Source organism: Jidongwangia harbinensis (assembly GCF_020216025.1).
Taxonomy (GTDB): Bacteria; Actinomycetota; Actinomycetes; order Mycobacteriales; family Micromonosporaceae; genus Actinoplanes; species Actinoplanes harbinensis.
Genome location: NZ_JAIWNC010000002.1, coordinates 315,540 through 327,651 on the forward strand (window position 1 = coordinate 315,540; position 12,112 = coordinate 327,651).

At 74.7% G+C, this 12,112-nt stretch carries 7 protein-coding genes; 6 read left to right on the forward strand and 1 reads right to left on the reverse strand.

Annotated elements, in window-relative coordinates; all coding sequences use genetic code 11:
- Positions 1–125: 125 nt before the first annotated feature.
- Complete coding sequence (locus LDL48_RS03990; RefSeq protein ID WP_225253600.1) at positions 126–1,307, reverse strand: glycosyltransferase family 4 protein; 1,182 nt, start codon at positions 1,305–1,307, stop codon at positions 126–128.
- Positions 1,308–1,408: 101 nt separating this feature from the next.
- On the opposite strand from LDL48_RS03990, the gene LDL48_RS03995 reads away from it, so the two are divergent.
- From LDL48_RS03995 to LDL48_RS04020, 6 genes are all read left to right on the forward strand, one after another.
- The gene (locus LDL48_RS03995; RefSeq protein WP_225253601.1) at positions 1,409–3,079 is read left to right on the forward strand and encodes a substrate-binding domain-containing protein; all 1,671 of its coding nucleotides are present in this window, start codon (positions 1,409–1,411) and stop codon (positions 3,077–3,079) included.
- Complete coding sequence (locus tag LDL48_RS04000) at positions 3,076–8,004, forward strand: alpha-(1->3)-arabinofuranosyltransferase domain-containing protein (protein ID WP_225253602.1); 4,929 nt, start codon at positions 3,076–3,078, stop codon at positions 8,002–8,004. Before LDL48_RS03995 ends, LDL48_RS04000 begins: the two co-directional genes overlap by 4 nt.
- Positions 8,005–8,063: 59 nt before the next feature.
- Positions 8,064–9,128: a cell envelope lipid trafficking protein PgfA gene (gene pgfA / locus LDL48_RS04005; RefSeq protein WP_225253603.1), complete on the forward strand. Its 1,065-nt coding sequence runs from the start codon at positions 8,064–8,066 to the stop codon at positions 9,126–9,128.
- A gap of 25 nt (positions 9,129–9,153) precedes the next feature.
- Positions 9,154–10,368, forward strand: coding sequence for an acyl-CoA dehydrogenase family protein (locus tag LDL48_RS04010; RefSeq protein WP_225253766.1), 1,215 nt, complete (start codon positions 9,154–9,156; stop codon positions 10,366–10,368).
- Between the two features lie 251 nt (positions 10,369–10,619).
- A complete protein-coding gene (locus tag LDL48_RS04015) occupies positions 10,620–11,294 on the forward strand; it encodes a matrixin family metalloprotease (RefSeq protein WP_225253604.1) in 675 nt (224 codons plus the stop codon).
- Positions 11,295–11,306: 12 nt separating this feature from the next.
- Positions 11,307–11,867 (forward strand): hypothetical protein, encoded by a 561-nt coding sequence (locus LDL48_RS04020; RefSeq protein WP_225253605.1) that lies wholly within the window; start codon positions 11,307–11,309, stop codon positions 11,865–11,867.
- Positions 11,868–12,112 lie beyond the last annotated feature (245 nt).

Below are 12,112 nucleotides of genomic sequence, written 5' to 3' on the forward strand. Positions count from 1 at the left end.
TTCATCGTCGCCGCCGTTGCCGGCGCCGCCCTCGGACTCGTCGGCGTCGTCGCGACGGTCGGTGCGCTGAGCCCGTCCGCCGACCACGTCGCGGAGCAGACCACGATCAACCCGGTGACCCAGGTCTACGGCACCCGCTGATCCGCCGGCGCCGGGCGCGCCGCGGGCAGTTCGGCGGCCACCACCCGGGCGAACGCCGCGCCGGTCATCGCCCAGGTGAACTGCCGTGCGTACGCGGCGGCCGCGGCACCCATCCCGGCACGCCGCTGCGGGTCCAGCACCAGTGACCGGATCGCCTGGAAGAACGCGAACTCGTCCTCCACCAGCACGCCGGTCTCCCCGTCGGCCATGGCGTCGACGACCCCACCGGCGGACCGGAACGCGACCGACGGCGTGCCCCGCGCGCCGGCCTCCACCACGGTCAGCCCCCAGCCCTCCTTGAGCGAGGGCAGGAGCAGCAGCCAGGCGCCACAGAGCAGCTCGTGCTTGCGTTCCTCGGACACGAAGCCGGTGAACCGTACCCGCTGCTCGATGCCCAGGTCGGCGGCGAGCCGGCGCAGCCGCTCCGCCCACCAGCCGTGCCCGGCCACCACCAGCTCCAGGGTGGGCAGTTCGGTGGCCAGCAGCGCGGTCGCCCGCAGCGCCAGCTCCACCCGCTTGTGCGGGACGAGCCGGCCGAGCACGACGACACTCGGATGCGGGGTACGCGGCACCCGCGGCCCGACCACCTCCGGCGTTCCGTTGTGGATCACGGTGATCCGGCCGCGGTCGACGCCCAGGCCGACCAGCTCGCCGCGGGTCGACTCGCTGACCGTGACGTACCGGCAGCGGCGGTACACGCGTACGGCCAGCCGGGACTCGATCCACCAGCCGATCCGGGCCACCCGTGGGCCGAACACCACCGGCCACTGCTCCCGGTGTACGTGGTGGACCAGCGAGATCACCGGGCAGCGGGCGTACAGCCGGCTGAGGAACGGCATGCCGTTGCAGACGTCGACGATCAGGTCCGTCCGCCCGTGCCGGCGGTGCGCCAGCGGTCCGAGCCCGACCCACCCGGCCAGGTAGAGCAGGGCCGCGAACAGGTAGACGGTGTGCCGGCCGCCGCGCCGGACGATCCGGATGCCGTCCGACGTGGTCTCCTCGGCCGGCGCCGTGCCGTGTGCCTGGCACAGCAGCGTGGCGCGGTAGCCGCGGGCGACCATCTCGGCCGCCACCCGCTCCAGGTAGACCTCCGATCCGCCGCCTTCCGGGTGCGTGGTGTCCCGCCAGTTGAGGAACAGAACGCGACCACCACAGGCTTCGGACATGGTCTACTCGGCACCCCTACTTGCGAGTACGATTCGCGGTCGCGTCACAGTAGGGCACCCCCACGAGCATCCGCAACGGTGACGTCACAAGGGAGAATCGCGTGGCCGACGGTGACCTGCGGGCCCGGCCGGAGTTCTGGCCGGTGGTCCTGCTGAGCGTCGCGCTGGTCGCGGTCCTCGGCGGATGGGGGTCCGCGGCCTACCTCGAGCGCACCCGGCGGGAGCCGCCGTGCGCCGAGCGGACCACGCTGCGGGTCGTGACGGCGCCGAGCATCGCCGAGCCGGCCCGCCGGATCGCCGGCCGGCTCGCGGCCCGGGAACGCTGCCTGGACGTGCTGGTCGAGGCGCGCGAGTCGGCGGACGTGCTGCGCGACCTGGCCCGTACCGCCCCCGACGCGTGGCTGCCGGAGTCCACTTTGTGGCTGCGCCGGGCCCGCGCGGCGGGCGCGTTCCAGGTCCCGGCCGAGGGCGTCTCGGTGGCGTCCACCCCGGTGGTGCTCGCCCTGGACGCCCGGACGGCGGCCCGGCTGGCCGGGCAGCGCCGCGCGGTCCGGAGCGGTGCCGACCGCGCCTTCGGCTGGCGGGTGCTGGTCGCCGGCCGGAAGCCGCCGCTGCCGGTGGTGCTGCCCGACCCGGCGACCAGCCCGGTCGGCTTCGGCGCGCTGGTCGGCATCCGGGGCCTGGCCCGGGCGTCCGATCCGGACACCACCGCGGCCGGGGCGGCGGCCATCATGCGCCGTCTCGCCCCGCGGACCGTCTCGCCGCCGGGGGAGTCGCCGCCCCCGCCGGCCGGGCCCGGCACCGGCGAGTCCGCCGTGGTCAGCACGGAGCAGCGGGTGCTGCTCGGTGCCGCCGCCGGCCGTCGTCAGGTGGCGGTCTATCCGCCCGCCACGGTGCCCGGACCGGACTACCCGTACGCGGTGCTGACCACCGGGCCGGGCCGGGCCGGCGCCACCGCCTTCCTGCGTGCGCTGCTCGCCGCGGAGGGCGCCGCCGCGGTCACCGGTCACGGCCTGCGTACCCCGCTCGGCGCACCGCCGGCCGGCGTCCCGGCGGACACCCGGGTCCGGACCGGCGTCTACCCGCCCCGCCGGATGCCCGCCGAGGCGGACGCCGTGGCACTGCTGAACGCGTGGGGCGGTGTGCACCTGAGCGCGCGGATGCTGGCCGTGTTCGACGTCTCCGGCTCGATGGCCGCGCAGGTGCCCGGCTCCACCGAGACCCGGCTGTCCGCGACGGTGAAGGCCGCGCAGGGCGGGGCGCGGCTGCTGCTGGGCACGAGCCAGATCGGGATCTGGGCGTTCGCCACCGACCTCGACGGCGACCGCGACCACCGGGAGGTGGTGCCGGTCGGGCCGGTCGGGCCGCGGCGCGCCGAGATCGTGGCCGAGCTGGGCCGGATGCGGGTCGAACCGGACGGCGCGACCGGCCTCTACGACACCACGCTGGCCGCGTACCGGGACGCGACCCGCAACTGGACCCCGGGCCGGATCAACATGGTGCTGATCCTGACCGACGGCAAGGACGACAACGCCAGCGGGATCACCCGCGCCGAGCTGCTGCGCGAGCTGCGTGGCCTGGTCGACCGGAAACGGCCGGTGCCGATCCTGTTCATCGGCGTCGGCCCGGAGATCGACCCGGCCGAGCTGCGGGAGATCGCGACGGCCACCGGCGGGCGGGTGGCGCTGACCGAACGGCCGTCCGGGATCCGGCAGATCTTCTTCACCGCGCTGGCCGAGTTCAGCTGCCTGCCGCCGAAGTGCCGCCGATGACCGCCGCCGTCCGGGACCGGGCCCCGGCCGCCGCCCCGCCCGCCGCGCCGGCCGGCACCCGCCGCCGCTACCTGGCACCCGCCGGGGCGCTGCTGCTGGTCGTGCTCGCCTTCCTGCAGCGCCCTGGCCGGACCACCTTCGACACCAAACTGGACCTCGCCGAGAACCCGGCCGGCTTCCTGGCCCGTGCCCTGCACCTGTGGAACCCGCAGGCCACCTCCGGCGAACTGCAGCAGCAGGCGTACGGCTACCTGTTCCCGATGGGACCGTTCTTCACCGCCGGGGACCTGCTCGGCGTACCCCCGTGGATCACCCAGCGGGCCTGGTGCGCGCTGCTGCTGTGCGCCGCGTACCTGGGTGTCCTGCTGCTGGCCGGGGCGCTGCGGATCGGCACCGGGCCGGGACGGGTGGTCGCCGCGCTCGGCTACGCCCTGGCGCCGCGGATGCTCACCGAGATCGGCCCGCTGTCCTCGGAGATGCTTCCCGTGGTCGCGCTGCCCTGGGTGCTGCTGCCGCTGGTCGCCGCGCGCCGGATCGGCTCGCCCCGCCGGGCCGCCGCGCTGTCCGCCCTCGCGGTGCTGGGCATGGGCGGGATCAACGCCGCCGCGGTGGTGATGGCGCTGGTGCTGCCCGGGCTGTGGCTGGTCACCCGGCGCTGGGACCGCCACCTGGCCGCGCTCGCCGCCTGGTGGTGCGCCTGCGTGGTCGCGGTCAGTCTGTGGTGGATCGCCCCGCTGCTGCTGTTCGGCCGGTACAGCCTGCCGTTCCTGGACTACATCGAGTCCGCCACCACGACCACCGCGGTCACCTCGCTGTTCCAGGCGGTCCGCGGCACCAACCAGTGGGGCGGGTACGTCGTGCAGGGCCAGCCGTGGTGGCCGGCCGGCTGGGTGCTGGTCGACCACCCGGCGCTGATGGCCGCGACCGCCCTGGTCGCCGCGGCCGGCCTGACCGGGCTGGCGCTGCGCGGACTGCCCGAGCGGCGGTTCCTGGTGATCGGCGCGCTGACCGGGCTGACGCTGCTCACCATGGGTTACGTCGGCGCGCTGGACAGCCCGTTCGCGCCGTACGTCCGGGACCTGCTCGACGGCCCGCTCGCGCCGCTGCGCAACGTGCACAAGTTCGAGCCGGTGCTCCGGCTGCCCCTGGTGCTCGGCCTCGCACACGCCGCGAGCCGGGTCCTGGTCCGCCGGCCGGTGCGGCTGCCGGCCGCCCCGGTGATCGCGCTGCTGCTGGTCGCCGCGACGGCGCCGGCCTGGCTGCTCCTGCTGCGTCCCGGGCCCGGCTGGCCGGCCGTGCCGGCGCACTGGAGTCAGGCGACCGCGTGGCTCGCCGCGCAGGACCCGCAGGCCCGCACGCTGGTCGTGCCCGGCTCCGGATTCGCCCAGCACACCTGGGGCCGCACGGTCGACGAACCGATCCAGCCGCTGGCCGGTGCGCCCTGGGCCACCCGGCACCAGATCCCGCTCGGCTCCGAGGGCAACATCCGCCTGATGGACACGGTGGAGGCGGTGCTCGCCCAGGGCCGCGGGTCACCGGCGCTCGCCGACCTGCTCGCCCGCTCCGGCTACCGTTATTTGCTCCTCCGGCACGACCTGGACCGCCTCGCCTCCGGCGCACCGCCGATCGCGGTGGTACGCCGTGCGGTCGCCGGCTCGCCCGGACTGGTTCCGGCCGCCGCGTTCGGCCCGCGGGTCGGCCCCGGCGGCGCGGCGCCCAGCCCGGTCGACGCGGGCGTGTCCGTACCCTCGATCGAGATCTTCGCGGTGGACCGTCCGGTGCCGGCCGTGTCGGCGACCGCGCTGGCCGACGTGCCGGTGCTCAGCGGCGGCCCGGAGTCGCTGCTCGGGGTGCTGGAACAGCGACTGATCGACGGCCGGCAACCGGTGCTGCTGGCCGGTGACGCCGCCGGCCCGCTCGGCGCGCCGGAGGCGGCCGGTCCGCGGATCGTCACCGACGGGCTGCGCCGGCGCGAGCTGAACATCGGCCGGATGCGCGACAACGTCAGCCACACCCTCTCCGCCGACGAGCGCACCCGCCAGGGCCGGGTCCGCAGCGACCTGCTGCCGTTCCGCGCGGACGGGCACCAGACGGTCGCCGCCTACCAGGGCATCCGGTCGGTGGAGGCGTCCAGCGGGGCGAGCTTCGCCGACTCGGTGGGCGCGACCGAGGTGTCCGCACTGCCGTTCGCGGCCCTGGACGGCGACCCGGCGACCGCCTGGCGTTCCGACCCCTACCTGCCGGGCGCCGGGCAGTGGCTGGAGGTCGTGCTGGACACCCCCCGGCGGATCACCGGGGTGACCGTCGACTTCGCCGACGACCTGCGGCTGGCGGCGCCGGTCGGCGTGGTGCGGGTGACCACCGACCAGGGCGTGGTGGACCGCGCGGTGCCGGCCACCGCCGGCCCGCACCGGCTGGCCACGCTGCCCGGCCTGACCACCACGGTCCGGGTGACCGTGCTGGCCCTGCGCGACGGCTACCAGGGCGGCGTCGCGCTGCGCGAACTCGGCATCGCCGGCCTGGCCGCGCAGCGCGGCCTGCGCGCACCGGCCGACGTCCCGGCCGGGACGTCGCCGGTGTACGCGTTCGGCCGTGCGCCCCAGCAGCGCGGCGCCTGCCTGCCCGATCCCGGGGGCGTCCGCTGCGACCAGTTCCTGGCCCGCGCCGGCGAGGAGCCGCTGGGCCTGGACCGCTTCTTCGTGGCCCCCCGGGACGCCGCCTACGACCTGCGGCTGACCGCCCTGCCCCGGCCCGGCGGCACGCTGCCGCTGGCCCGGCCGGTGCGCGCGTCCGCGTCCACCGTGCTCACCGGCGACGTCACGGCCGGCGCGCACGCGGCGGTGGACGGCGACCCGGCCACCGCGTGGCTGGCCGAACCGACCGACCCCGTCCCGACGCTGCGGCTGTCCTGGGCCGGGACCCGTTCGCTGGACCGGATCCGGCTGGTCGCGCCGGCCCCGCCGGCCGCGGCGCGGCCGTCCCGGGTGCTGCTGCGCACGCCGGCCGGGGAGACGGTCACCGACGTCGGCCCGGACGGATGGGTGCGGTTCCCCCGGGTGCGGACCGACCGGATCGAGATCGCGATCACCACCACCGAACCGGTCGTCGCCGACCTGCGCGGCCGGGGCTGGCCGGCCCCGGCCGGGGCCGCCGAGATCGAGGTGCCCGCGCTCCGCGGCCGGCTCGCGCCGGCCGCCGGCGGCACCCCGCTCGCGGCGCCGTGCGGCACCGGGCCCGGCGTGGTGATCGACGGCGTGGACTACCCGACGTCGGTCTCCGGCACGCTCGCCGACGTCCGGGCCGGCCGTCCGCTGCGGGTCCGCGTGTGCGACGACTTCGCCCGCGAGTCCGTGCAGCTCGCCGCGGGCGAACACCGGCTGCGGACGGTGCCGTCGGCCGGATTCGTGATGGAGTCGGCGGCGCTGGTCCGCGACGGCGCCGCGGCCACCCCGCCGGCCGTACGCCCCCGCCCGGTCGCCGTCGAGCGGTGGGAACCGGCCCGGCGGCAGGTGACCGTCGGCGCCGGACCCGCGGCGCTGCTCGTGGTGCCGGAGAACCTCAACGCGGGCTGGGCCGCCACCCTGGACGGCCGGCGGCTGCGCCCGGCGCGGGTGGACGGCTGGCAGCAGGCGTTCGTCGTACCGGCCGGCGCGGGCGGCACGGTCACGCTGCGGTTCACCCCGGACGGCCCGTACCGCGGCGGGCTCGCGGCCGGTGCGGCGTGCGTGCTGCTGACCGGGCTGGCCGCACTCGTGCCGGCGCGGCGCCGCCACCCGGCGCCCGGGGTGGCGCCGCGCCCGCCGCGGGCCGTACCCGGTGGTGGCTGGTGGATCGTGCTGCCGCTGCTGGGGCTGGCGGTCGCGCTCGGCGGCGCGGCCGGCGCGGCCCTGCTGCTGGCCGCGCTCATCGTGCGGCAGCTGCGGCCCGGCGCGCTGCCCTACCTGGTGCTCGGCTGTGCCCTGGCCGGCGTCGCGGTGGCCGTCGCCGGGCGCCTGCTCGGCCACGGGCAGGAGTGGGCGTACGGCGCGGTGGTGCAGGTGGCCCTGCTGGCGGCGGCCGGTGCCGTGGCGGCCGGTGTCGCGCCCGCGGCCGGCCGGCCACCCGAGACGGCACCGCCGGACGGGCCGGTCGCGGTGCCGCACCGGGCGACGCTGACCCGTTCGGTCCGGCTGTTCCGGGCCTTCCTGGTCGAGCAGACCGACCCGGACCGGTTCTACTCGCTGCTCGCCGTGGACTCGGTGCGCCAGCTCGGGTCGTATGTGGACCTGGCCGGTGCCCGGGTGCTCGACGTGGGCGGCGGTCCCGGCTACTTCGCGACCGAGTTCCGGCGTGCCGGGGCGGCGTACGTCGGCGTCGATCCGGCGGTCGGGGACTTCGCCGCGGCCGGTGCCGCGGTCGCCGGGATGGTGCGCGGCAGCGGCACCGCGCTGCCGGTCCGGTCCGGCGCGGTGGACGTCTGCTACTCGTCCAACGTGCTGGAACACGTCGCGGACCCGGAGGCGATGCTCGACGAGATGGTCCGGGTGACCCGCCCGGGCGGCACGGTCTTCGTGTCGTTCACGCCGTGGCTGTCGCCGTGGGGCGGGCACGAGACCGCGCCCTGGCATCTGCTCGGCGGCGACCGGGCCCGGCGGCGCTACCTGCGGCGTCACGGCCGCGAGCCGAAGAACCGCTTCGGTGAGACGTTGTTCCCGGTCAGCGCGGCGCGGGCGATGCGCTGGGCCCGGGCGGCCCGCCGCGCCGGCACGGTCACGGTGGTCGACGTGCTGCCGCGCTACCACCCGTGGTGGGCCCGGTGGGTGGCCCGGGTGCCGGGGCTGCGGGAGTCGCTGACGTGGAACTTCACGGCGGTGCTCCGCTGCCGTCCGGGACCGTCGACAAAGGCCGAACAAACAGATTCCGAACAGGTCTCGCTTCACAAGTGACTCAGTAGTAACCTTCCGCCAGCCGGCAGGTTACCACCGAGTCATTCCGTGGAGGCACCATGAGGTCCCGCGTCGTCGCCGCCGTACTGATCGGACTCGGCGTACTCGCGCTGGTGTTCGCCGGTGGCCTGGCTTTCGTGGTGGAGCCCCGGGTCGCTCAGCTGCCGTACGACATGAAACTCACCCAGTCGGTGGCCGAGGCGCCCGACGCGCGCTTCCTGCAGATCACCAAGGGCGTCGCGAAGGTGGAGAGCGGAACGCTGCGCTCGACGGTGACCGTGCAGCCGGACCCGAAGGCCACCGCCGACCTGGAGGGGCCGCTCGACGGCAGCGCCATGGTGTGGCTGGCCGGCCAGGAGGTGGTGCGCACCGACACCAACGCGGTGGTGAGCGCGTACAGCACGTCGCTGGCGGTGGACCGGCGCACCGGGGCGGCCCGGCCGTGGAACAAGCACTGGCTGGACACCGGCAGCGACCGGCAGACCGTGCAGTACTCCGGCCACATGTACAAGTTCCCGTTCGGCACCGAGCGTAGGACCTACGACATCTTCGACCGCGACATCCTCGCCACCCGGCCGGCCCGGTTCGTGGGCACCGAGCGGATCGAGGGGCTGGAGACGTACCGGTTCGTCCAGGAGATCCGCGACGGTCGCCAGCGGCTGCCGGAGGACCGGCTCAAGGTGCTGCTCGGCCAACTGCTGCGCGGTGCCACCGCGGGCGAGGTGCACTACGGCAACACCCGCACGGTATGGGTGGAACCGACCACCGGCCAGTTCATCAAGGTGGAGGAACGGCAGAACAAGTCGCTGGTGGCCGGCGACGGCCGGTCGGTGGTGATCCTCGACGCGGTGTTCACGTACACCGACGACACGGTCCGCAAGGCGGCCGAGACGTCCGGCGCCAACCAGGGACGGCTGCTCCTGGTCGGCGTGTACGCGCCGATCGGCCTGGCCGTCCTGGGCCTGCTGCTGGTGGCCGCCGGGATCGTGCTGGCGGTCCGCCGCCTGCGCCGGTCCGGAGCCGAGGTGCCGGCCGGGTCCCGGCGCCGCGCCCGGCACGCGGCGCCGCCGTCCCCGGACGATGCGGAGGCCGCCCGCCCCGGCGAGTCGGTCGGCTCGTCCTGACCCCGCCCGCGCCGGAGGTGTGTCCATCATGGAGTTCTGGCTCGATCTGAACGCCGAACAGCAGGACCTGCGGGAGTGGGTGCACGGTTTCGCCGAGGGGGTGGTCCGCCCCGCCGCCGCCGAGTGGGACGAGCGCGAGGAGACGCCCTGGCCGGTGATCCAGGAGGCGGCGAAGATCGGCCTCTACGGTTTCGAGTTCCTGGCCGGCGCGTGGTCCGATCCGACCGGCCTGTCGCTGCCGCTGGCGAACGAGGAACTGTTCTGGGGCGACGGCGGCATCGGAATGGCGATCAGCGGCACCTCGCTCGCGGTCGCCGCGATCTACGGCTCCGGCACCCCGGAGCAGCTCGTCGAGTGGGTGCCGCAGTGCTTCGGTGACGCGGCCGCCCCGCTGCTCGGGGCGTTCTGCACCACCGAGCCGGAGGCCGGCTCGGACGTCGGCGCGATGCGTACCCGGGCGGTGTACGACCTGGCGAAGGACGAGTGGGTCCTGACCGGACAGAAGGCGTACGCCACCAACGGCGGCATCGCCAACGTGCACGTGGTCACCGCCTCGGTCGACCCGGAGCTCGGCACCCGCGGCCAGGCCGCCTTCGTGGTACCGCCCGGCACCGCCGGCCTGGCCGCCACCCGGAAACTCCGCAAGCTCGGCCTGCGGGCCTCGCACACCGCGGACGTCTTCCTGGACGGCGTCCGGGTGCCCGGAAGCTGCCTGCTCGGCGGCCGGGAGGCCCTGGACGAGCGGCTGGCCCGGGCCCGGTCCGGCCGGCGGGCCAGCCGGCAGGCCGCGATGCGCACGTTCGAGCTGTCCCGCCCGGCGGTCGGCGCGCAGGCGATCGGCATCGCCCGCGCCGCCTACGAATACGCGCTGGAGTACGCGAAGACCCGGGTCCAGTTCGGCCGTCCGATCATCGAGAACCAGGCCGTCGCGTTCGCCCTCGCGGACATGCGCACGGAGATCGACGCCGCCCGGCTGCTGGTGTGGCGGGCCGCGTGGATGGGCCGCAACGACCGCCGGTTCACCGCCGGCGAGGGCTCGATGTCCAAGCTGAAGGCCGGCGAGGTGGCCGTCGCGGTCACCGAGAAGGCGGTGCAGATCCTCGGCGGGGCCGGCTATCTGCGCGACCATCCGGTCGAGCGGATGTTCCGGGACGCCAAGATCTACACCATCTTCGAGGGTACGTCGGAGATCCAGCGCCTGGTCATCGCGCGCGCCATCTCCGGCATGCCGCTCCGCTGACCGAGCTTCACCACGAGGCCGCCGTGGTGCCGGGGGCGGGCGGCGAGCCCTCCTGGACCGGTGCCCGGAACCGGCCGCCGCCGGCCTCGTGCGTTCGTTCGCCGACACGGTGACCGGCCTGCGCATTCCAGCAAAAGCGGCGCCATGCGTTCTGCCTCGAGCAGGTTTGCATTGACACATGGTGGTGCGTTGTTGTTACGATCCATTGACGTTAGTCACGGGGTGCCAATGGAGCTCCAGTATTGTGACCCGTGCGTGTCGCGCATGCGCAATCTTGTCCGGCAAAGGTAACGGACGACCGTGTCATCGACATGAATCGCGTACGTCTGCCGAAGGCGGAAACGTGGGAAGGGTGCACTGTGCGCAAAATTCTGTGGTCCGCCGTTGTCGTGGCTACGACAACCGCATTATCAATCCTCAATCCCGGCGTGGCGAGCGCCGCGGTTCCGCCACCGATCGGGTGCCGGTACGTCGGAAGTGATCCGACGATCAACATCGCCTACGGCGCGCCGCTGGCCGAGGCCTACCGGTACGCGGCCGTGGACGCCGCGAACCGGTGGAACCGCACGCCGGCACCGGGGCAGTTCCGCGTCCAGCAGACCGGGGCGAACATCCGCGTGTTCTCGTTCACCAGCCAGGAGTCCTGGTGGGCGCAGGTCGCGACACCGCTGATCTCCGAATGCACCAACGGCTACTGGCCGCGCACCGTGGAAATTGAATTCAACCATCGCATGATGGATGGCTTCTCCACGTATCAGAAAAGCGTCGTCGCCGTCCATGAACTCGGGCACGCATACGGGCTCGATCACGTCGAAATGAATTGCGCCGGCCGCCCGTCGGTCATGGAGCAGGGGACGGAGAAATTCTCCTGCCCGTTGTCGCCGCCGTGGAACGACGACGTAATCGGTGTCCAGAACATCTACTGACGAGGCGGGGTCATGAGACGCACAACAATTTTGACGACACTCCTCGCGGCTTCCCTTTCCCTGGCCGCGTGTGGGGACGGCAGCCGCGCCGAGGCGCCCCGATCGGCGATATTCGACGGGCCGGTCTATGCCTCCGTCGCCGAGCTGGACGCCGACGCCGACGCCGTCGCGATCGGTAGCGCGACCGCCGTACACGGCCGGCTGACGGAGGGCGAGCTGTACGGCGCGGCCAAGCTGGGCGGGGCCGAGGGCCTGCCGATCGCGCTGTACGAGGTCCAGGTCAAGAACACGATCAAGGGGGCCGCCGCACGGACCATCCTGGTCACGCGGATCGACCAGCGACGGCTCGCCACGGCGGAGCAGACCGTCTTCCCGTTGCACCGGGACCTGATGTTCTTCCTGCGGGACACGGCGACGACGCTGGATGGCATGCCGGTCTATTCGGTGGTCGGCATGGACCAGGGTTGGTTGCGGATCGCCGAGGGCAGGCTGCACGCGGTGTCCAGGACGAACGGCAAGGCAGGGCCCGGCGACGGGCAGACGGTCGTCGCGGTGGCGGCGTCGGTCCGCTGACCCGGACCGTCCACCGGACCTCTCCCGTCGCGCGCCCGCCGCGCGCGACGGCGAGGGGCCGGTGACGGCCGGGTCGGGGTGCGCGCCGCACGTCGGCGGCGCGGCCGGCGTCGGTGCCCACCGTCGACCCGGAGCGGAACGGTTACCGGCGCCAGCGCCTCCTCCAGCGCGGCCACCGCGGGCAGCACCGCCTCGCGGGATCCGGCTGTCGCGGATGTCCCGGGAACCTGTCGTCACGATCCAAG